Source organism: Sphingobium sp. WCS2017Hpa-17 (genome assembly GCF_031843765.1).
Taxonomy (GTDB): Bacteria; Pseudomonadota; Alphaproteobacteria; order Sphingomonadales; family Sphingomonadaceae; genus Sphingobium.
Map to the genome: position 1 here is coordinate 1 of NZ_JAVTIV010000023.1, position 22079 is coordinate 22079.

The following is a 22079-nucleotide window of genomic DNA, read 5'->3' on the forward strand; positions in this document are numbered from 1 at the left end:
ACTGTGGATATGTATTGAGACATATGAACTGGCTAAGCTTTTACGATGTCCGTGATGCCTAGAAGCCACCACAACACCGAGCCGCCGCCCACATGTCCCTTCATCTAACCGACAATGTCAAAGAACCACCAGACAGTTTTGGCCGGACAACCATCCAACCCCTTCCTTGCGTCCGGGGGAACAGTGTCCGTCTATGTTGGCGACCGTTCCAAGCGCTCCCTGATGGCAGCGCCCCGTCCGGTGAAAAGCCCTCTAAATAGCACCCTCGATTCGGTCAACACTCTTTTTCAAAAAAATGTCACTAACTCAAACTAGGCCGATGAGGAGCAGCGGCTTTACGTCGATCCAAATTCCGCGCGGATCGCGCTCCCATGCTGATCCATATGAGGCGCTCCTACAGGGTGGCAGGAACGGTGCCCATCAATGCGCACTGGGCCCTTGATGGTAATCATTCCCCGGTTGCGAGCGGAAATAGGCTGCAACAAGTCCAATCGCCGGAAGGCTTCGGACGCCAGCAGGCCAGGCCAGTCCATGACTTGTGCGCACCAGATATCCTCTGTTCGAAGATGCGCCAGCCAGCTTGCCGTATCCCGCTGCACCATGCGTTCCGCTATCGCGAATTGCAGGCGATCACGATCACGAAATGCGTCGCCCTTCAACTTTACATCCAGCATTTTCTCCAACGTCGCCAGCGGGGTCATCGCCAACGCCAGCCAGCCGTCAGCCGTGCGATAGACCCCATAGGGCGCCGCAAGATACGCATGGGCATTTCGCACCTTGGCCCGGCGCGGAGCGCGGCCACCATCATTGAGGTATGTGGTCAACACCTCGAATTGGAAATCGACCAGTGCTTCGAGCAGACTGGTTTCTACATGCGCGCCCACTCCCTTGATGCCGCGACGAACAAGCGAGGCCAATACCCCCTCCGTGATGACATGGCCGGCAAGCATGTCCGCAATCGAGAGTCCGAAGGGAACTGGTCCATCATCCGCGCTACCATTCAGCCACATGGCCCCCGCCAAAGCCTGGGCCAGCAGATCCTGTCCCGGCAAACCGGCCCATGGGCCATCTGCTCCGTAACCCGATATAGTGCCAATGACGAGGCGCGGGTTACGCGAGCGCAGAAGCTGTGGGCCGACGCCAAGACGGTCGGCTACCCCTGGTCGAAAATTCTGGATTACGACATCCGCCCGATCGGCAAGGCGATAGAGGAAATCGCGGTCAGCCGGCGTCGCATAGTCGAGTGCGATACTCTCCTTGTTCCGGTTGATAGCATGAAACAGGGTTGAATCACCGGCTATGTCGGTGTCTGTCAAATACAGGCTGCGGCAAATATCGCCGATGCCGGGACGCTCTACCTTTATGACTCGTGCGCCAAGGTCGCCGAGCCGCAGCGCAGCAGAGGGCCCTGAAAGAAATTGTGCCATGTCGAGCACCAGCAATCCATCGAGCGGGAGATCTTCACGCATCAGAAGCTCGCGACAAATAGATGGTTGAGGGCAGCAATGGTGGATGCGGCGCCCTCCCTGTTACGCAGGGCTTGATTCAGGCGGTCGGACGCCTGCTGCTGAAAAGCCATATAGCCGCTATGCCGGGGGCGAAGCCAGGCACCGTCGAGTGTCGCACGGGTAGCGCGGTAGAAGTTAGCCGCCTGCTGGTTGATGCTGTCATCTTCCCACGCCGCAGCATGTCCGGGCTGGCCGCCCGAAGACGCATAGAGACTGGCCTGGATGGGACCGCTGGCGACCCACAGAGCAAACGCGGCCGCATCTGCCTGAAACTGGCGATGAGAAGACACGGCCAAGCCAGTGCCGCCCAGCGCCGAGCCTGCTGGTCCAGCATGACCCGTAGCAGCCAGATCCTGGAAAGCGACACGGACCGGACGAAATCCAGCTTGGGCATAGCTGACATAGCCATAGATGAAAGGGGACGTCGCAACGGCAGAATCAGCGCTCCCCATCATGTCCAATACGGCAATGGGATCCTGATCATAAGCAATCGGATCGATCAGGCCTGCCAGTTGCAACAGCCGATCATAGGCTGCGGCCGTGCTGGCCGGAAAGAGCGCCGGGCCATCCACGTCGAGCCCGCATCCTTCCAGCCCGCAAAGGGTAAAGAGCGTCATGAGCGAATGGGGCGGCCTCAGCGGCAGAGCAAGCATTCCGGCCCGCGCCAAGCCAAGGATATCCTCCCAGTTGCGCGGCGGCTGTTGCAGCCGGTCGGGGACCCAAGCCTGCACCTGGGTCGCTGCATCTATCGGTAGCGCCCACTGTTGCCCCTTCCATCGATAGCTGGGATAGGAAAGGCCAATAGAGCCTGCCGCTATATCCGCCAGTTGATCTTCATTCCATAGCGTATCGAGCGGAACGAGGCATCCGGCATCGGCGATTTGTCCGACATGGGGATGGTCGATGACGATCAGATCATATTGGCGCGCCAGTTCTTCTACAGGGAAAGTCTCAAAATCCTGAAGGGAGCGGCGATCCCAGAGAATCACCTGCCCGGTTCGAGCTTCCCATTCGCGTGACGCGGCCAGCAGCGGATCGACACCGCGCGGGTGATCCCATGTCATTCCTCGCATAATGCCCTCTCCGTTACTCAGACAAATATGTTGACTCGTTCTACCGAGCTCCATAGCCTAACAAAATATCATATTAAATGATAATTATGGAGAGTAAGCCATTGTCCGATGGGAGCATGCCAACGGCTGACCTTCCCCTGATAGGTTTGACGGTATTGGATTTCAGCCAGTTCCTGGCCGGCCCCTCCGCCGCGCTTCGGCTCAGTGATCTCGGAGCGCGAGTCATTAAGGTGGAACGGCCAGACGGCGGCGATGCGAGCAGAGAGCTGTATCTGGCCGACCTGCCGTTCGATCAAGACAGCGCGCTGTTCCATGCCATCAATCGGGGCAAGCAGAGCTTGGCCGCGGACCTCAAAAATGCAGACGATCTGGTACTGGTAAAGCAACTGATCGCGACAGCCGATGTGCTGATCCATAATTTCCGGCCGGGGATCATGGACCGGCTCGGACTGGGGTGGGACGATGTGCGAGCGATCAACCCGCGCCTGATCTATGCCGGTGTCAGCGGATATGGCCCAGAGGGGCCGTGGCGCGACCGACCGGGGCAGGATCTGCTGGTGCAGTCCCTGTCAGGCATCGCCTGGCTGTCTGGCGATGGAGACGGGCCGCCAGTGCCCGCCGGACTTTCCATCACCGATATGATGGCGGGCGCACAACTGGTGCAGGGCGTGCTGGCGCTGCTGGTGCGGCGAGGGGTGAGTGGAGCAGGCGGGCGCGTGGACGTCAGCCTGATCGAAACCGCGATCGACCTGCAATTCGAGCATCTGGCGGTCTATCTGAACCGGCGCGGAGATATGCCGGAGCGAAGCGATGTGGCCAATGCCAACCTTTATCTGGCCGCGCCTTATGGCATTTATCGTACGGCGGACGGTTATATGGCGCTGGCGATGACGCCGGTAGACCGGCTGGGTGTGCTGATCGGATGCGACGGGCTGGCGGATTTTCCTGCCAACCGCTGGTTCGCCGAGCGTGATGCGATCAAGGCGATGTTGCGCGGGCATCTGGCTACGCAGACGAACTCGCACTGGCTGGCTATCCTAGAACCGGCGGGAATATGGGCCGCGCCGGTCAAGGACTGGCCCGCGCTGACAGCCGATGCGGGCTTTGCCGCGCTGGATGCGGTGCAGCAGGTGCGATCGCCCGATGGGGAAACGCTGGCGCTAACCCGCTGTCCGATCCGGGTGGACGGGCAGATCATCAAGAACAGCCGGGCTGCACCTCGCCTCGGCGCAGACAGCGCCGCCATCCATTCCGAACTGACAGGTGCCGCATGATCGTCGAGCAATATTTTGAAGACTATGAGATCGGATCGGAACGGCAGAGTTTCGGGCGGACCATCACCGAAACGGACTTTGTGGTGCATGCCGGGCATACGGGCGATTTCTTCCCCCATCATATGGACGCACACTGGTGCGCGACGCAGGATTTCGGGCAGCGGATCGCGCATGGGACGATGGTTTTTTCCATCGGCATCGGCCTGACCGCGACGGTCATCAATCCTCACGCCATGTCCTACGGCTATGACCGGCTGCGTTTCATTCGGCCGGTGCATATCGGCGACACGATCCGCACCATCACCCGCATCGCAGATATACGCGACCATCCCAAGCGGGCCAGCCACGGCATCGTGACCGAGGCGGTCGATATCCGCAACCAGCGCGACGAAACCGTGCTGGCGTGCGAGCATCTGTATCTGGTGACGCGGCGGGACGTGTGATGCCGCTGCGCGCGCGCCATGTTTTGACCGGCCTGTCGGTCGTGACCCTGTTGGTCGCGACCGCTGCCCTGCTGGGCGTGCGGCAGGTGGTGATGGCAGGGCGGGCGAGCGCCCCTGCCCTGCCCGTCAGTGGTGATCGCTACGGGCTGTCGACGGTTGGGCTGAGCTATCCGTTCGCAGCGGCCATCGCCAAGGGGTTCAGCGACGCGGCGGCCAGAGCGGGCGCGACGGCGGTGGTGCTGGACGCCAAAGGCGGCGTGCAGAAGCAGGCGAACGACATCGACGATCTGGTCGCGCAGCAGGCGAAGGGCATAGCGATCATGCCGATCGACAGCATGGTAGCGCAGGGCTGGGTCGAGCGGATCGGACGGCGCGGCATCCCGGTGGCATCGGTCGCGGCGCTGATCGGCGATCCAAGGACGCGGGACGTGCGCGACGTCTATCCGGGGCTGACGGCTTTGGTGTCACAGGACGAGGTGAGCGCGGGCGAAGCCGCCGGGCGGCTGGCGGCGACATTACTGCCCAAGGGGCGCGAGGCGAGGATCGCGGTGATCGAAGGCGCGGCGGGCTACCCCGAAGTGGAGCAGCGGGCGCGCGGCTTTCGGCAGGCATTGGATACGGCAGAGGTGCGCTATCGCATCGTGGCGTCGCAGCCGGGTAACTGGTCGTCCGAGGGTGGCGAGGCGGCGTGCCAAAATATCCTGACGGCACAGCCCGGCGTCGATCTGTTTTTCAGCGAGGCGGACGACATGGTGATCGGCTGCGCACGGGCGGTGCGGGCGGCGGGGTCGCGCGCGCGGCTGGTGGGCATGGGCGGATCGCGGCTGGCCATCGCGTCGATCAAGGCGGGCGCGGTGGACGGCACCGTCTGCTTCAAGCCCGAAGCGCTGGGCGCGCTGGCGTTCGAGGCTTTGCGGCGCGCGGCGCATGGAGAGAAGGCGGACGAGCGGTTCCTGACATACCCCATTCCCGCCGTGACGCGAGCCAATGTCGATGCGTGCGTGGGGCAATGGTGATGCCGATCCTCGAACTTCAGGGGCTGACCAAGATTTTCCCCAATGGCACGGTCGCGCTGAAGGGCGTGGACCTGTCGGTCGAGCCGGGGACGGTGCATGGCCTGCTGGGCGCGAACGGCGCGGGCAAATCGACGCTGATCAAGATATTGGCAGGCGCATTGGAGCCCAGCGACGGGCGGATCGAGTGGCTGGGCGAAGCGCGGAGCTGGAACGGCCCGGCCGCGCCCAGGGCGGCGGGGATCGCGACCATTTACCAGCATGTGCCGCTGGTCCCGACATTGTCGGCGATGGAGAATATCTTGCTGGATCGCGGCGGTATGTGGCGCGCCGATGCGGCCGCGCGGGCAAAGGTGCGTGCGGTGCTGGCCGATATGGGCGAGCCCTTTCCGGCCGATACGCTGGTGCAGGATCTGCCGATCGGCAAGCGGCAGATGATCGCCATCGTCGCAGCCATCGCGGCGGACGCGCAGTTGATCATCATGGACGAGCCGACCGCTTCGCTGGCGGGGTATGAGCGCGACAATGTCTATGCGACGATCCGACGACTGAAGGCGGAAGGGCGCACCGTCCTGTTCATTTCGCATTTCATCGACGAGATCATGGCGCTGACCGATGCCGTGACGGTGTTGCGTGACGGGCGGGCGGTGCTGGATGCGCGGACGGCGGACCTGAAAGAGACGGACATTGCCGACGCGATTGCCGGGCGGTCGGTGGCGGCGCTGCGTCGCGACAGACGGGACCGTAATTTTGGCGACACTGTGCTGGATGTGCGGGGGCTGACCGCCCCTGCCCTTGCGCCGACCGACCTGACGGTGAGGGCGGGCGAGATTGTCGGCATCGCCGGGCTGCTGGGATCGGGGCGCAGCGAATTGCTACACGCGATCTTCGGTTCGGACCGGCAGGCGCGGGGCGCGGTATTGCTGGACGGGCAGTCGGTGCCGCGACGGACCGACGAGGCGGTGATGGCGGGATTGGCGCTGGTGCCGGAGGATCGGGCGAAACAGGGCTATGTGCCGTTGCTGAGCCTAGCGGACAATATCGCGCTGGGCGACGACCTGAGCCTCATGCAGGCGCCGGGGCGCGAGCGGGCGGAGGCGACGGCGGCGATCGAGCGGCTGTCGATCAAAGTGCGCGACGCCGATGCGCTACCCACCGAATTGTCGGGCGGCAATGCGCAGAAAGTGGTGATCGCCAAATGGCTGAAGGGTCGCACCCGGATGCTGATGCTGGACGAGCCGACGGCGGGCATCGACATCGGTGCGCGGACGGACATTTTGCGGCTGGTGCGGACATTGGCCGACGAGGGTCTGCCGGTGTTGCTGGTGTCGTCGGAGTTCGAGGAGCTGATCGCCATTTGCGACCGCATATTGGTGATGCGCGACGGATGCGTGGTGTCGGAGGTCGATCCGGCCACGATCAGCGAAACCGACCTGATATTGGCGGCCGGGGGTAGCCGGGTGGAATTTTCTGAAGGGATGACGGCATGAGCGGGCAGGACTGGCGCCGCATATTCGGCCTGCGCGAGGCGGGCGTCTATTATGCGCTGGCGCTGCTGATCGCAGTGCTCGCGGGGATCGCCGCGAACCGGGGGTTGCCCGCCTATATATCGGGGCAGAATCTGGGCAATATCGCCTATCAGGCGTCGCTGGTCGGCATCATGGGCGTCGCCATGACGGTAATGCTGATTACCGGCGCGTTCGACCTGTCGGTGGCGTCGGTCGCAGCCCTCGCCGCTGCTGTGCTGATCGCGCTGGCGGGGCAGGTCGGCTTTCCGGCAGCGGCGGTTGCGGCGCTCTGTACGGCGGGCGCGATCGGACTGCTGAACGGCGCGATCGTGCAATTTGTGGGCATCAACGCCTTCATCGTGACGCTGGGGACACTGACGGCAGTGCGGGGCCTTGTGCTAATCCTGACAGACGGCCGGTCGCTGATGGTCGAGCGGCCGGAGGTTCTGGCGCAGATGCTGGCATTCGAAAGCGGGCGGGTATCGGCTTTCTGGGTACTGCTGGTGATCGGGGCGGCGGTGCTGGGCTATGCGCTGGCGCGGCGGCGGCGGGTCCCGGCTGGGATTGGCGGCGTGCTGCTGGTCGCCTCCGCGGCGTTTGCCGGGCAGGATTTCACACTCGCCGCGCCGGTCCTCTATCTGGCGCTGTTTACCGCGCTGGTCGGGTTCGTGCTGCGCTTCACCGTGGTCGGGCGGCGGGTCTATGCGGTGGGCGGCAATGCGGAAGCGGCGCGACTGTCGGGGATCAACGTCAACGCCTATCGGATCGGGGCATTCGCGCTGTCGAGCGTGGCGGCGGGGTTTGCAGGCATATTGTTCGCCTGTCGGCTGGGGGCGATCAATCCGACCGCGCTTCAGGGGGCGGAACTGACGGTGATCGCCGCAGCGATCCTTGGGGGCACGTCGCTATTCGGTGGGGCGGGCAGCGTGGTGAAGACGGTGGTCGGCGCATTGTTGCTGTTCACGCTGACCAACGGGTTCAACATCCTCAATCTGGGTGCCAATTATCAGGGGTTGATCGAAGGCGTCGTCGTGGTCGCGGCGGCGGCGATTTACACCGTCGGCGCAGGGCGGGCGCGGCTGCTGAAGGGAGCAGCCGCATGAGCAAGCCGGTTTTGCGTGTTGCGGTGCGGCGGTTCGGGCCGTTCGAGAGCGCGATCGTCAAGCAGTTCGCGGATTTCTGCGCCGTGACCGGTGTGGATGCGGAGATCGATCCGGTGGCGATGGACCTGAACCCGTTGCATGAGGCGATCATCGGGCAACGCGGCCTTGCCAAGGGCGACTGGGACATAGCCTTCATGGCGACGGACTGGCTGGCGGAGGCGCAGGCAGCGGGGCTACTGGAAGACTTGGCGCCGCATATGGCGCGAGCGCCGGTGCCCGATTTTCCCGGAGCCTGGTCGCCTTCGCTGACGAGCATGCAGCGCTTTACCGGGGGCTATTGGGGAATGCCCTATCATGACGGACCGGAATGTCTGGTCTATCGCAACGATCTGCTGGCGGAAGCGGGCATCACAGTGCCGCAGACATGGGACGACTTCCATGCGGCGGCACGGGCGCTGCACCGGCCGGATAAAGAACGATACGGCACGGCACTGGCGCAGTTTCCTGACGGGCATAACGGCTTCTATGATTTCTGCATCCATATCTGGTCGCGGGGTGGCGAGCCGTTCGGGGCGGACGGCCGTCCGGATTTCACATCGCCACAGGCGCATATGGCGCTCGATTATCTGCGGGCGCTGGCGGGTGACGCCGGAGCCGTCGCGCCGGGTGCCCGCGATCTGGACAGCGTGGCGTCGGGCATGCTGTTCGCACAGGGCAAGGTGGCGATGATGGCCAACTGGTTCGGCTTTGCCGCCTATGCCGACACGGCGGAGGACAGCAAGGTGCGGGGGTTGGTGGATGTCGCCCCCCTGCCCGCTGGTCCCGGAGGGCGTAGCGTTTCCCTGAACGTCTTCTGGGTGCTGGGGATCGGTGCAGGTTCGCCGAACAAGGCGCTGGCATGGGATTTCCTGCGCCATCTGGCGAGCGCGCCGATGGACAGGCTGACCACGACCGAAGGGGCCATCGGCGTAAGGCGGTCAAGCTGGAACGACCCGGAGATCAATGCCGCCATCCCCTATTATCATCGGCTCGACTGGTTGCATGAGCATGCGCGCGAAATGCCGCTGACGCCGCATCTGGCCGCCATTTCCCATGTGGTGGACGATATGCTGGGCAAGGCGATGACGAGCGACGCGCCAACAGCAGACCTGCTGGCGGCGGCGCAGGCGGCGGCGGAGAAGATCGCATGAGCGCGCTGCGGCAAAGCTGGGCCATGCCGTCTGCGCCCCGACCCATCGTCATCATCGGCGCGGGCGGGATCGTGAAGGATGCGCATCTGCCCGCTTACGCCAAGGCCGGGTTCGCGGTCGCGGGGCTGTTCGACACCGATGTGGCGCGGGCAACGGCTCTGGCCGAGGCGTGGGATATTCCGACGGTCTTTGGGTCGCTGGAGGAAGCGGCGGCGCAGGATGCGGTGTTCGATGTTGCCGCGCCGCCGGTTGCGCACCGGGCAATCTTGTCCGCCCTTCCCGAAGGGGCCAGCGTGCTGTTGCAAAAGCCCATGGGCCTCAATCTGGAGGAAGCGAGCGCGATCCGGGCGGTGTGCCGGGACTGGAAGCTGAATGCCGCCGTCAATTTCCAGCTGCGCTATTCGCCTATGATGCTGGCGGTGGCCGATGCCATCGATCGCGGCGACCTGGGCGAACTGGTGGAGATCGAGGTGCATCTGAACCTGGTCACGCCATGGCATCTGTTTCCGCACCTGAACGACAATCCACGGGTCGAGATCGTGTCCCATTCGATCCATTATCTCGACACCATCCGGGCGCTGGTGGGCGATCCCATGGGGGTGTTTGCGCGCAGCTATGGCCATCCGTCCAGCCCGTTGAGCGACACGCGGACCAGCGCGATACTGGATTATGGATCGACCCTGCGGGTGACCATGTCGATCAACCATCATCATGATTATGGCCGCCGGTTTCAGGACGCCGCTTTCCGCGTCGAGGGGACGAAGGGCGCGGCGATGGTGAAGCTGGGCCTGTTGCTCGATTATCCGACGGGCGAGCCGGACGAATTGTGGATCGCCACCCATGACGCGCCATGGGCGCAGGTGCCGCTGGAGGGCCGCTGGTTCCCGGACGCCTTTGTGGGGCCGATGGCGAACCTGCAACGCTTCGCCGCCGGGGAAGATGCGCATCTCGCCACCTGTGTCGAGGACGCATGGCGCACGATGGCGCTGGTCGAAGCCTGTTACCAGTCCAACGCGCAGCCCGGCACCCCGCTGCCCGCCTATTGAGGAGACAATGATGATCGATCTTTCGGGCAAGACCGCCCTTGTGACCGCCGCCGCCCATGGGATCGGGCGAGCGTCCGTTCTGGCGCTGGTGGAGGCCGGGGCGCATGTGATCGCGACCGACATCGACGAAGGCGCGCTGGCCGATCTGGCGAGCGAGCGGGTCGAGGTGGCGCGGCTGGACGTGCTGGACAAGGACGGGATTGCGGCCGCCGCTACGCTGACCGGGCGAGCGGACATATTGTTCAACTGCGCGGGCGTGGTGCATGGCGGCACCGTGCTGGAGGCGTCGGACGAGGATCTGGACTTCGCCTATGCGCTGAACGTCAGGGCGATGACGCGGATGGTGCGCGCCGTGCTGCCCGGCATGATCGAGCGGGGCGACGGGGCGATCATCAACATGGCGTCGGTCGCGTCGAGCGTGAAGGGCGTGCCCAACCGCTTCGTCTATGGCGTGACCAAGGCGGCGGTCATCGGCCTGACCAAGGCGGTCGCGGCGGACCATGTGGCGCAGGGCGTGCGGTGCAACGCCATCTGCCCCGGCACGGTGGATACGCCGTCGCTCAATGCCCGACTGGCGGCGCAGGGAGATTATGATGCGACCCGCGCCGCCTTCGTGGCGCGGCAGCCGATCGGGCGGCTGGGCCGGGCGGAGGAGATTGCCGATCTGGTCGTCTATCTGGCCGGGGCGACCTACACCACCGGGCAGATCCACAATATTGACGGCGGCTGGACGATCTAATGCGGCGATTAGCGCTCCTGTTGCTGGCGTCCTGCGCTCTGGTGGGGACGGCACGGGCCGAGAACTGGGTGCCGGGGTGGTTTGCCCCGGCCATCGGTTATGAACCGGCGATCAGGGATGCGCTGGGCCGTCCCTATCAGGATGAGACGGTGCGGCAGGAAGTGCGGGTCGGGACCGCCGGGGCAGTGATCCGGTTGCGGCTGTCCAACGAACTGGGTGACACGCCCTTGACCATCGGGGGCGTATCGGTGGTGCGGATCGACGCTGGCGGGAAGGTCGTTGCGGGGAGTTTGCGCAGGCTGGCCTTCGCGGGGCAGCCGAGCGTCATCGTGCCGGCGCGAGCGCCGATGCTGAGCGATCCCCTGCCCTTTGCCGTGCAGGCGGGCGAGACGCTGGCGTTCAGCGTCCATTACAGCGGCGAGGCAAAGGTGGCCGCCCATGCGCAGATGATCGATGTCGCGGGGCCGGGCGATCTGACCGATCGGGAGCAACTGCCCTCCCCCCGCCGGGCACGGGCGGGCGGTATCGTCAGCGCAGTCGAGGTGGTTGCGGGTGCAAGCGCCGTGCTGGTGGCGTTCGGCGACAGCATTACCGAGGGCGCGGGCGCTTCGCCAGGCAAGGGGATGAGCTGGCCGGACCAGCTGGCGACTTTGCTGGGGCAAGAGAAGGCCGGGCGGTGCTGGGCGGTCGCTAATGCTGGGATCAGCGGCAATCGCCTGCTGCATGACGGGCGCGGGCCCAATGCGCTGGCGCGCTTCGACCGGGATGTGCTGTCGGTGCCGGGGGCGACCCATGTCGTCATCCTGGAAGGCATCAACGATATCGGCAAGGTCAGCCAGCCCGAACGGCAATATCAGCAGGTTTCGGCGGAGCGGATCATAGGCGCCTATGGGCAGTTGCTGGCGCGGGCGAAGGCACGCGGGCTGAAGGTCATCATCGGCACGCTTCTGCCCTATGAAGGGGCGGCCTATGCCGATGCGGCGGGCGAGGAACGACGGCAAACGGTCAATCGCTGGATCAGGGACAATGCGCGATCCTTCGACGCAGTGATCGATTTCGATGTCGCGATGCAGGAGCCGGGGCAACCCAAGGTTATGCGTCTGTCCGACCAGATTGGCGATCATCTGCATCCCAATGATGCGGGTTATGCGCGGATGGCAGCGGCAGCGCTGCCCGTCCTGCTGGGTCAGAAGGGTTGCGGGCAATGAGGGACGATATCGTGGATCGGCGGCAATTTATGAACGCAGCGGCGCTGGGACTTGGCGGGCTGGCAGTGGAAGGCGCAGCGGCGAAGGGCGGGCGCAAAGACCCGGTTGCCCCTTTCAGGACGCCTTACAAATATCCAAAGCTGGTGCTGGCGGGATCGGGCGTCAGAGGATCGTTCGACGAGAAACTGGTCGATTGCCCCTTCGTCTTTACCCATGAGGGGCGGTTCTGCATGACCTATGTCGGGTGGGACGGCACGGGATATCAGACTGGACTGGCGGAGTCCGACGACCTTATCAACTGGCGCCGCAAGGGCATCATTCTGGCCCGCGATCCGAACGATCCGATCACACGGTACAACATCGCCACCGCGTCGATACTGCGCGACAATGATCTGATGTCGCCGGGGCGGCTGATCAAGGTCGATGGGCGCTATGTCTGCGCATGGCATGCCTATCCCGGCACCGGATATGAAGCTGGACCGGCGGTCATTGGCCTAGCCTACAGCAAAGACCTGATCCATTGGGAAAAAACGCCGCCAATCCTCTTTCCCGACGGCGGCGCGCCGTGGGAGGAAGGCGGGCTGTACAAGCCCTATCTGATAAAGGTCGGGCGTACCTATTATCTGTTCTACAATGCCAAGACCAAAGGCGAGCCGTGGCATGAGCAGACCGGGCTGGCGACCTCCACCGACCTTAAGCATTGGGTGCGGCATCCGGCCAGTCCGTTGCTTCGCAATGGAGGGAAAGGCAGTTGGGACGACCGTTTTGCCAGCGATCCGGTGGTATTGCGGCATGGGGGGCAATGGGCGATGTTCTACTTCGGGCTGTCGACCGATGGCTATGCGCGCGATCTGCTGGCGCTGGGGGATAGCCTGACCGCGTTTCGCAAAGTGGACGAGGTACTGGTCGACCATGGTGCGCCGGGTTCGGTGGACGAGAAATATGCGCACAAGCCGTCCATCGTCTACGCCAAAGGCGCGCTCTATCATCATTATTGCGCGGTCAGCGGGAAATGGCCCACTGACGTGCGCGGGATTGCAGTGGCGCGCTCGGTCCCATGGTAGGCTTAACTTCGCACATTTCCCGCTGATTTTGACATTTACTTTCAAGAGTTGGAAATTTTCGGTCAGCGGGATGCCCGATGTTGGAAAGAGCCGGGGCGATCTTAGCGCGTGCGTGACGAATAGGACAGATGGAGGCCGCTGACGCGGCTTACCCACCCCCAGCCCCTCCCTTTCAGGAAGGGGAGCAGCAACTGCCGCCTATTTCAATGCGAATAATGCAATGCCGTGGGGGGCTATCTGGCCGCTCTGCCATTGACCCTGAGCGAGTTTTGCACCAGTGGGTGGCGTGAGGGCGCGCGCTTCACCACCATGGTTGATGACGATCAGGACACGCTTGTCCTTACCTGCGCGCTCGCTGATTTCGAGATCGGGATGGGCGTTCGGAATGATCGGCTGCACCTGTGCTTCTGAGAGCAGGCGGTCGGCCAATTGCTGCATCGGGGCAGGCTCCAGCCATGCGCCAAGATAGGTGATGCGACCCTTTCCAACCTTGCGCGAGATGATGGCGGGCTTGCCGTCGAGCCAGCCACCAGGATTGTCATAGGTCGCAAGTATCTGCGCATCGGAGGCGGTGGGTTTGAGCTGCTCCGCCCACAGGGTCGCGGTGCCGGTGACGGCGCCCTTCACGCTGACATTTTCGTCCAACGCATAATATTGCTCCACCTGCGCGCCGAGAAGATCTGCGAGCGGGCCGGGCTGGCGCTGGGGCCAGAGGGCGTTGGCATCATCCTTCATGCCGGAGCGCGCCCCGAGCAGCAATTGCCCGCCGCCGCGCACATAGGCGGCAAGGCGATCGGCCTGGCTTTGCGTCAGGACATTGAGGTTGGGTGCCACCACCAGCGGATAGGCGGACAGGTCATCGTCCGCCGACAGGATATGGACGCCCTGCGTCTTCGTGCGGAAGGGGCGATAGGTGTCAATGAAGGATTTTATCGGGTCGAACGCCTTGTTATGGCGTTGCAGGTCGATCGCCCAGCGGCTGTCATAGGAAAAGAGGAAACCGACTTTTGCGGCTGGCTGAGTATCGGCCAGTAGCAGGGCGGCGGCGGTCAGTTCCTTTGCCATCTGCGCGATTTCGCCATGGACGGGATTAGGCAGGCCATCCTGCCCCAGCACGGCGCCATGATAGACTTCCTGCCCGTTGGCGGGCGAGCGCCATTGCCAATAGAGGACGGCGTCCGCACCGTGCGACACCGCCTGCCACGCCATTTCGCGGGTCTGGCCCGGATCGAGCGAGCGGTTGACCGGCGCCCAGTCGACGCGGCCCGGCTGGGTTTCCATCAGCCAGAAATTGCGCTGTTTATAACCGCGCACCAGATCGTGGTTCGCGCCGTTGGCGACCCAATCCGGCCGCCCTTCCTGAATATAATTGTCCCATGACGCGATATCGAGATCGCGGTGCATCTGGAAATGATCGAAGCCCGCATTCCAGAACATGGTGTTGGTGGTGATGAAGGCTCGGGGGTCGATCAGCGGACGGATCACCTGCGCCTGATTTTGCACATAGTCGGTCCAGGTGGCGCTGGTGAAATGTTTGAAGTCGAGTAGCAGACCGGGATTTTGCTGACCCGTAGCATGGAGCGGCACCTGATCGAAGTCGTTATAATGCTGGCTCCAATATTGGGTGGTCCAGCGCTGATTGAGCGTGTCGATGGTGCCGTAGCGGGCCTTCAGGAATTTATGCCATGCCACGACGGATTCGGGGTCGAAGCTGGGCGGGCCGACTTCATTGTCGATCTGCCAGCCGACGACGGACGGGTCTTTGCCGTAGCGCTTCGCCATTTCGAGCGCGATCCGGCGGGACAAGTCGCGGTAGCGCGCGCTGGCGAAGGAGAAATGGCGGCGGCCGCCATGGCCCGCGCGCGCGCCATTTTCATCGACGCGAAGCGTGTCTGGATATTTTTGCGTGAGCCATGCTGGCGGGGCGGCGCTGGGCGTGCCGATGACGATCATGAAACCGTAGCGTTTCGCTGCCGCAATCGCACGGTCCATCCATGAAAAGTCGAACTGGCCTTCGGACGGCTCCATGCGGCTCCAGGCAAATTCGCCAATCCGCACGGTGTTGAATCCGGTGTCCTTCATCATCTTCAGGTCGACATCCCAGCGGGATTCGGGCCATTGTTCTGGATACCACGCCACGCCGACCGCGATGGCGGGCTTGTTCGCAAACTGCGTGGCGCGGGATTGATATGTCTGCGTTTTGGCAGGAGAAGGAGAGACGGCAACCGCCAAACCCAACAGCGATGCCGTCCAAAACCCCTTCACCATTCATCCCTCCTCTTGCAATTAGTCATATGATATTGTTAAATCGTGCCATAGCGCAAGCCTGCGCGTGCAATCAAAGAAGAATCGGGGACAGGATGAGCATGGGGCATCATGATGACGATCACGCCAGCGCTGGCATTTCGCGGCGCGGATTCATGCACTGTGCTACCTGTGCGACCACGGCGGTAGGTGCGATCGGCGCGTCATCCATGGCATTCGCCGCAGCGACGGCGGGGCGCGGCAAGGAAGTCTTGCAGGAATTTCCCTATGGCGCGGTCCAACTGACCGGCGGCGTGGTCAAGGACCATTATGACCATATCCACGCCCATTATCTGGCGCTGGACAATGATCGCGCCCTGAAGGTGTTTCGCCAGCAGGCGGGCCTCCCTGCACCTGGCCCGGACATGGGCGGCTGGTATGATCGCGACGGCTTCGTGCCTGGCCTTGCCTTCGGGCAATATGTGTCGGGGCTGGCACGCATTGGGGCTACGACCGGCGACAAGGCCATCCATGCCAAGGTCGCGGCACTGGTGCAGGGGTTCGGCGAATTCATCACCAAGACGAAGAACCCCTATGCCGGTCCCAAGGCGCAGGACCAGTGGGCCGCCTATACGATGGACAAATATGTCGTCGGCCTGATCGACGCATACCGCCTGTCAGGGGTGGAACAGGCCAGGACGCTGCTGCCGATCACGATCGAGAAGTGCCGTCCCTATATTTCGCCCGTGTCGCGGGACCGGATCGGCAAGGTCGATCCGCCCTATGACGAAACCTATATCCTGTCGGAAAATCTGTTCCATGTCGCCGAGATTATGGGGCAGGAAAAATATCGGCAGATGGCGGTCCATTATCTGCTGAACAAGGAATGGTTCGATCCGCTGGCCGCCGGGCAGGATGTGTTGCCGACCAAGCATGCCTATAGCCATACCATCGCGCTGAGTTCGGGCGCGCAGGCCTATCTGCATCTGGGCGACGAAAAATATCGCAAGGCGCTGGTCAACGCATGGACCTATATGGAGCCGCAGCGCTTCGCATCTGGCGGCTGGGGGCCGGAGGAGCAGTTCGTCGAACTGCATCAGGGCAAGCTCGCCGCGAGCCTCAAATCGTCCAAGGCGCATTTCGAAACGCCCTGCGGCAGCTTTGCCGACATGAAGCTGGCCCGTTATCTGGTGCGCTTCACCGGCGAGCCACTCTATGGCGACGGGCTGGAACGGACGCTGTACAACACGATGCTGGCGACCCGCCTGCCCGACAGCGACGGCGGTTATCCCTATTATTCCAACTATGGCGCGGCGGCCGAGAAGCTCTATTATCACCAGAAATGGCCCTGCTGTTCGGGGACTTTGGTGCAGGGCGTCGCCGATTATGTGCTGAACCTCTATTTCCATGACGACAATGCGCTGGTCGTGAACATGTTCGCGCCGTCTACCGTGAAGTGGGACCGCCCCGGCGGCGCGGTGCAGGTGGAGCAGCAGACCAGCTATCCGGCGGAGGACACCACCCGCCTGACCGTTACCGCGCCGGGCAATGGCCGCTTCGCGATGAAGCTGCGCATTCCCGCCTGGGCGAAGGGCGCGCAATTGCGCGTCAACGGCGCGGCGCAGGGCGTGCAGCCGGGGACGTTGGCCGTGGTCGACCGGACGTGGAAGGCGGGCGACACCGTGGAATTGACCCTGCCGCAGGCCCTGCGGACGCTGAGCATCGATGACAAGAACCCGGATATCGCCGCCGTCATGCGCGGGGCGGTGATGTATGTCGGCCTCAACCCCTGGACCGGGGTGGAGGATCAGCCGCTGGCATTGCCTGCGTCGCTGAAACCGGTGCCGGGTTCAGGCCTGAATTACGCCATGGAGACGGGCGGCCGGAACCTTGTCTTCATCCCCTATTTCAATGTGGGGCTTGAACGGTACAACACCTATTTCAAGATTGCGTGACGATGTCTGACAGGGTTTTTGCGACTTACGAGATCGAAACCGCCTTTCCACTGGAACAGGCGGCGGCGACGATGGCGGGCGAGCAGTCGACCGGCACCTTCGTCCGCGTGCCGGGGGAAACCCACGCATTGCGCGAAGCCCATGCCGCGCGGGTCGAGGCGCTGGAGGAACTGGGCAAGGTCGGTGCGCCTTCGCTGCCGGGATCGGGCCTGCCCAAGGGCGGCGGTGACGGCAAGCGGCGGCGGGCGCGGGTGACTTTGTCCTGGCCGACGTCCAATTTCGGGATTTCGCTGCCCAATCTGCTGGCGACGATCAACGGCAATCTGTCGGAGCTGAAGGCTTTTTCCGGGCTGCGGCTGGTCGACGTGACGTTGCCGCCCGCTTTCCTGACCCGCTATCAGGGGCCGCAATTCGGCGTGGAGGGGACACGCAAACTGGCGGGCGTGTATGACCGGCCGATGATCGGGACGATCATCAAGCCGAGCGTCGGCCTGTCGCCGGATGCCACCGCCAATCAGGTGCGGGCGCTGGTGGAAGCGGGCGTCGATTTCATCAAGGATGACGAATTGCAGGCGGACGGGCCGCATTGCCCGTTCGAGGCGCGGGTGAGCGCAGTGATGCGCGTCATCGACGACCATGCCGAACGCACCGGCAAGAAGGTCATGTTCGCCGCCAACCTGACCGGCGACATGGACGAGATGCTGGAACGGCACGACTATCTGCTGCGCGAAGGCGGTACCTGCATCATGGCGAGCATGAACAGCATCGGCTTGCCCGCGATGAAGATGCTGCGCGCCCATTCCCAACTGCCGATCCACGGACATCGCAACGGGTGGGGGATGCTGGGGCGGTCCCCAGCCATCGGCATGAGCTATATCGCGTTCCAGAAATTGTGGAGGCTGGCCGGGATCGACCATACGCACGTCAACGGTATCGACAATAAATTCTGCGAGAGCAATGAGAGTGTGATCGCGTCGGCCCGCGAATGCCTGACGCCGATGTTTCCCGCGCCCCATGCAGGGTGCGAGATCATGCCGGTCTTTTCATCCGGGCAATCGGCGCGGCAGGTGCCTGCGACATTCGCGGCGCTGGGGTCGACGGACCTGATCTTTGCGGCGGGCGGCGGCATCATGGCGCATCCGGGTGGACCGGGCGCTGGCGTGCGGGCGCTGCAACAGGCATGGCAGGCGGCGGTGGCGGGGATCGACCTGAGCGAAGCGGCTTCGCAGGAACCGGAATTGCGCGATGCGCTGGCGGCTTTTGCCTGAGAATGAGGCATGTCATTCCAGTGTGGGAGAGGGTCGTGCGGGGCGAGCTTTGTGCGCCTCCGCCTGAGATCCCAGCTTTCGTTGGGATGACGAAGAATGCGAGACGTCGATGACCGATCTGCTTTACGCCTTTTACGGCGACGATTTCACCGGATCGACCGATGTGCTGGAGCAGCTGGCCGAAGGCGGCGTGCCGGCCATCCTGTTCCTGCGGCAGCCCGATACGGCGATGCTGTCGCGCTTTCCGGATGTGCGGGCGATCGGGCTGGCGGGCGATGCGCGCAGCCGGGCGCCGGACTGGATGGATGTGCATCTGCCGGGCGCTTTCGCTGCATTGGGTCGAAGCGGCGCGCCGGTGGTGCATTACAAGACTTGTTCGACATTCGACAGCAGCCCTGATGTGGGGTCGATCGGGCGGGCGCTGGAAATTGGTAAAGCGGCGCTGGGCGGGATCGTGCCGATAGTGATCGGCGCGCCGCATCTGGGGCGATATCTGATCTTCGGCAATTTGTTCGCGGCGGCGGGCGGCGCGGTGCACCGGATCGACCGGCACCCGACCATGGCGCGCCACCCGGTGACGCCGATGCACGAGGCCGATATGCGACAGCATCTGGCGCGACAGACGGAGGCGAAGATCGGGCTGGCGACCATCGACCGGATACAGGCGGGGGACGCGGAGGCGCTGTTTCTGGACGCCATCGCTGATGACGCGGATGCGATGATGTTCGACGGCATGGACGAAGCGAGTCTGGCCGCCGTGGGGCGCGTGCTGCTGACGCATCAAGGCGCACGGTTCCGCTTTGCCGTGGGGAGTTCGGGCGTTACGCGCGCGATGATCCTTGGCTGGCAGGCGACGGGAATCGTGCCGCCGCCGGACGCCCTGCCCCGCGCTGGTAGTGTGGATCGATTGCTGGTGATGAGTGGCAGTTGTTCGCCGGTGACGGCGACGCAGATCGCAGTCGCGCGGGCCGATGGCTTTGCCACGGTGCAGGCGGATGTCGCCGCGCTGCTGAGCGGAAGCGTGGCTGAGGAAGAGCGGCTGGTCGCGGCGGCTGCGGGATCATTGGGCGACAATGGGCGCGTGGTGGTGCATTCGGCCGAGGGGCCGCTGGCACAGGATGTTCCTGCTGCCGGAGCCGCGATCGGTGCCGCGCTGGGGCGGGTGAGCCGGGATGTGGTGCGGCGGACCGGGATTGCGCGGCTGTTGTTTGCGGGCGGCGATACGTCCAGCCATGGTGTCGCGCAGATGGGGCTGGAGGCGATCGCATGGGCCGCGCCACTGGAGCGGGGTGCGCCGCTGGTGCGGGCCTATGCCACGGATCAGGCGCTCGACGGGCTGGAACTGGTATTGAAGGGCGGGCAGATGGGCGCGCCGGACTTTTTTGAGACGGTGCGGCGCGGAGGATAGTTCCGCTTTACGTTTCTCGACTGCGCTCGAAACAAACGGCAAAGGGAGCTGTCGGTTTTGACAGCCCCCTTTTCTTATATGGTCGGAAGCGCAGCGTCCTCCGCAGGGCCGCTTTTATGGTCGAAGCCTTTGGTGCAGTCGATGCGGGAAAAGAGGATGGCCGCGATCAGGACCATGGCGGCGACACCCTGAACCGGCAAATTATAGTTGCCGGTCGCGCCGATCATGTAGCCGATCACCACGGTGCAGACGAAGCCGCCCAGATTACCCGCCGTGTTCATAACGCCGCTGGCGGTGCCGCCGTAGCGCCCGCCGATCGACATGCACATCGCCCATGCGGATGGCAGCATCAGGTCCATGACGCCGAATGCGGAAGCGGCGAGGATGACGATCAGTATCTTGCTGGTGACGAGACTCATCAGGACGAGCAGCGCCGCCGTGATGGTGAGGCAGGTGCTGGCGATGCGGCTATATGCCTTGCGGATGCCGATGCGGTCGGCCAGCCTGTCGCACAGGACGCCGCCCGCCAGATTGGCGACGATGCCGAGCAGGAAGGGGATGGAGCCGTAAAGGCCCATTTCGGCGATGGTGAACTTGGCGCCGTTGACCATCCATGTCGGGAACCAGTTGAAGAAGAACCAGCTGCCAAAGGCATAGAAGCAATAGGCGAGCGCGATCAGCCAGAGTTGCGGCAGGGACAGGAGTTTGCGCCATGGCGTACCGCTGTGGCCCGCGCTGTCGTCGCTGCCGATTTCGGCGACTTCGGCGGCGGTGATGCCAGGCTGATCGGCGGGGCGATCATGATAGAAAGCGCGCCATGCCAGCGCCCAGCCCAGGCCGATGATGCCGAGCGCGATGAAGACCGCGCGCCAGCCGAATTGGGCCTGTAAGGGAACCAGCAAGAGCGGTGCGAGCGCGCCGCCAAGGCGGCTGGCGGCCCAGATCACCCCCTGCCCCCGCGCCCGTTCGCGCGCCGGGAGCCAGCGGTAGAGGACGCCGGACATGTTCGGGTAGGCGCCCGCCGCGCCAAGGCCGAAGAGGAAACGCGCGCCGGTCAGTTGCCAGAAATTGCGGGCAAAGGCGGTGGCGGCGGTAAAGAAGGACCACCAGAGCGTGATGCGCGTCAATTCCTTGCGATAGCCATGTTTGTCGCCCAGCGCGCCCGAAGGCACTTCGAACACGGCATAGGCGATCACATAGGCGCCCAGCACCCAGCCCCATTGTTCCGGGGTAATCGCCAGTTCCTTTTGTACCGCAGGACCGGTGACCGCGATGGCCATCCGGTCGAGGAAGGTGATGACGGACAGGACGCCCAGAAGCCCGACGACGGCATGACGTTTTTTCATCCCCCCTCTCCCTGATGTCAGACGAGGCTGGCCAGCACGTCGCGGGCGCGCTCCACGCCCAGTTCCGGGCTGGTGAAGACGGGCACGGGGACCGCGCCTTCCGGCAGGGCGGCCAGGGCGCGGGCCATGGAGGCCTGCGCGAAGAGGATCGCGTCCATGCCCGCCATCTTGCCCGTCAGCGCTTCGCCGACGATGCGGTCATGGGTGGCGCCGTCGCCTGCCATGACCGCTTCGAACGCGCCTTCGCAGACATGTTCGACGATCTCGATATCCCTGCCGCTTTCCTCCGCCACGCGGCGGACGAGCGCGGCGGTGGGGGCGAGCGTGGTCGAAAGGGTCGCGAGGACGCCGACCTTGTTGCCTGCCGCGACGGCCTTTTCGGCCATGGGGCGATCGACGCGCAGGACCGGTTTGTCATGCAGCTGCGCGGCGATATCGACCGCCGGGCCGATGGACGAGCAGGTGACGAGCGTGACGTCCGCGCCCGCGTCGAAGGTCGATCCGACGAGGTCGATCAGGCGGCGCATGGTCGGCTTTTCGAGCTTCCCTGCGGCGATCGTGTTCTTGATGAGGCTTTCGTCCACGAAGTGCAGGACGCGCACGCCCGGAATGATGCGCGCCGTCAGTTCGTTGAACAACGGGCTGAGCGTCGGGCTGGTATGGAGAAGGGCCAGCGTTTTCATCTATTC

Annotated in this window: 18 protein-coding genes; 13 read left to right on the plus strand and 5 right to left on the minus strand. The window is 63.9% G+C overall.

Annotation, left to right across the window (positions count from 1 at the left end):
- Positions 1–335 precede the first annotated feature (335 nt).
- Entirely contained in the window at positions 336–1469 is a 1134-nt protein-coding gene (locus tag RQH62_RS21195) for a CaiB/BaiF CoA-transferase family protein (RefSeq protein WP_311270636.1), read from the minus strand.
- Positions 1469–2635: an extracellular solute-binding protein gene (locus RQH62_RS21200; RefSeq protein WP_311270637.1), complete on the minus strand. Its 1167-nt coding sequence runs from the start codon at positions 2633–2635 to the stop codon at positions 1469–1471. Before RQH62_RS21200 ends, RQH62_RS21195 begins: the two co-directional genes overlap by 1 nt.
- Positions 2636–2697: 62 nt before the next feature.
- Here RQH62_RS21200 and RQH62_RS21205 point away from each other — a divergent pair, with 62 nt between their 5' ends.
- Genes RQH62_RS21205 through RQH62_RS21250 form a run of 10 tightly spaced genes read left to right on the plus strand, consistent with a single transcriptional unit; the run spans position 2698 to position 13169 of the window.
- On the plus strand, positions 2698–3855 hold the full coding sequence (locus RQH62_RS21205; RefSeq protein ID WP_311270638.1) for a CaiB/BaiF CoA-transferase family protein: 1158 nt from the start codon (positions 2698–2700) through the stop codon (positions 3853–3855).
- A complete protein-coding gene (locus RQH62_RS21210; protein ID WP_311270639.1) occupies positions 3852–4298 on the plus strand; it encodes a MaoC/PaaZ C-terminal domain-containing protein in 447 nt (148 codons plus the stop codon). The genes RQH62_RS21205 and RQH62_RS21210 overlap by 4 nt, the downstream gene beginning before the upstream one ends.
- Positions 4298–5314, plus strand: coding sequence for a sugar ABC transporter substrate-binding protein (locus tag RQH62_RS21215; protein ID WP_311270640.1), 1017 nt, complete (start codon positions 4298–4300; stop codon positions 5312–5314). Before RQH62_RS21210 ends, RQH62_RS21215 begins: the two co-directional genes overlap by 1 nt.
- On the plus strand, positions 5314–6801 hold the full coding sequence (locus tag RQH62_RS21220; protein WP_311270641.1) for a sugar ABC transporter ATP-binding protein: 1488 nt from the start codon (positions 5314–5316) through the stop codon (positions 6799–6801). The genes RQH62_RS21215 and RQH62_RS21220 overlap by 1 nt, the downstream gene beginning before the upstream one ends.
- Positions 6798–7922, plus strand: coding sequence for an ABC transporter permease (locus RQH62_RS21225; RefSeq protein WP_311270642.1), 1125 nt, complete (start codon positions 6798–6800; stop codon positions 7920–7922). Before RQH62_RS21220 ends, RQH62_RS21225 begins: the two co-directional genes overlap by 4 nt.
- Entirely contained in the window at positions 7919–9112 is a 1194-nt protein-coding gene (locus RQH62_RS21230) for an extracellular solute-binding protein (RefSeq protein WP_311270643.1), read from the plus strand. The genes RQH62_RS21225 and RQH62_RS21230 overlap by 4 nt, the downstream gene beginning before the upstream one ends.
- Complete coding sequence (locus RQH62_RS21235) at positions 9109–10158, plus strand: Gfo/Idh/MocA family oxidoreductase (RefSeq protein ID WP_311270644.1); 1050 nt, start codon at positions 9109–9111, stop codon at positions 10156–10158. The genes RQH62_RS21230 and RQH62_RS21235 overlap by 4 nt, the downstream gene beginning before the upstream one ends.
- A 10-nt stretch (positions 10159–10168) precedes the next feature.
- A complete protein-coding gene (locus RQH62_RS21240) occupies positions 10169–10897 on the plus strand; it encodes an SDR family oxidoreductase (RefSeq protein ID WP_311270671.1) in 729 nt (242 codons plus the stop codon).
- Positions 10897–12105, plus strand: coding sequence for an SGNH/GDSL hydrolase family protein (locus RQH62_RS21245; RefSeq protein ID WP_311270645.1), 1209 nt, complete (start codon positions 10897–10899; stop codon positions 12103–12105). The genes RQH62_RS21240 and RQH62_RS21245 overlap by 1 nt, the downstream gene beginning before the upstream one ends.
- Positions 12102–13169, plus strand: coding sequence for a hypothetical protein (locus RQH62_RS21250; RefSeq protein ID WP_311270646.1), 1068 nt, complete (start codon positions 12102–12104; stop codon positions 13167–13169). The genes RQH62_RS21245 and RQH62_RS21250 overlap by 4 nt, the downstream gene beginning before the upstream one ends.
- A 198-nt stretch (positions 13170–13367) precedes the next feature.
- Here the strand turns inward: RQH62_RS21250 and RQH62_RS21255 are convergent, their stop codons facing one another.
- Entirely contained in the window at positions 13368–15437 is a 2070-nt protein-coding gene (locus RQH62_RS21255; protein ID WP_311270647.1) for a beta-galactosidase, read from the minus strand.
- Between the two features lie 206 nt (positions 15438–15643).
- On the opposite strand from RQH62_RS21255, the gene RQH62_RS21260 reads away from it, so the two are divergent.
- The 3 genes from RQH62_RS21260 to RQH62_RS21270 all read left to right on the plus strand — a co-directional run bounded on the left by RQH62_RS21260 (position 15644) and on the right by RQH62_RS21270 (position 20044).
- Complete coding sequence (locus tag RQH62_RS21260) at positions 15644–17368, plus strand: beta-L-arabinofuranosidase domain-containing protein (protein WP_311270648.1); 1725 nt, start codon at positions 15644–15646, stop codon at positions 17366–17368.
- Between the two features lie 2 nt (positions 17369–17370).
- Entirely contained in the window at positions 17371–18636 is a 1266-nt protein-coding gene (locus RQH62_RS21265) for a ribulose-bisphosphate carboxylase large subunit family protein (protein ID WP_311270649.1), read from the plus strand.
- Positions 18637–18745: 109 nt separating this feature from the next.
- Entirely contained in the window at positions 18746–20044 is a 1299-nt protein-coding gene (locus tag RQH62_RS21270; protein ID WP_311270650.1) for a four-carbon acid sugar kinase family protein, read from the plus strand.
- Between the two features lie 74 nt (positions 20045–20118).
- Here the strand turns inward: RQH62_RS21270 and RQH62_RS21275 are convergent, their stop codons facing one another.
- Both RQH62_RS21275 and RQH62_RS21280 read right to left on the minus strand, forming a co-directional pair.
- Complete coding sequence (locus RQH62_RS21275) at positions 20119–21390, minus strand: MFS transporter (RefSeq protein WP_311270651.1); 1272 nt, start codon at positions 21388–21390, stop codon at positions 20119–20121.
- 17 nt (positions 21391–21407) lie between these two features.
- Positions 21408–22073 (minus strand): aspartate/glutamate racemase family protein, encoded by a 666-nt coding sequence (locus RQH62_RS21280; RefSeq protein WP_311270652.1) that lies wholly within the window; start codon positions 22071–22073, stop codon positions 21408–21410.
- Between the last annotated feature and the right edge of the window lie 6 nt (positions 22074–22079).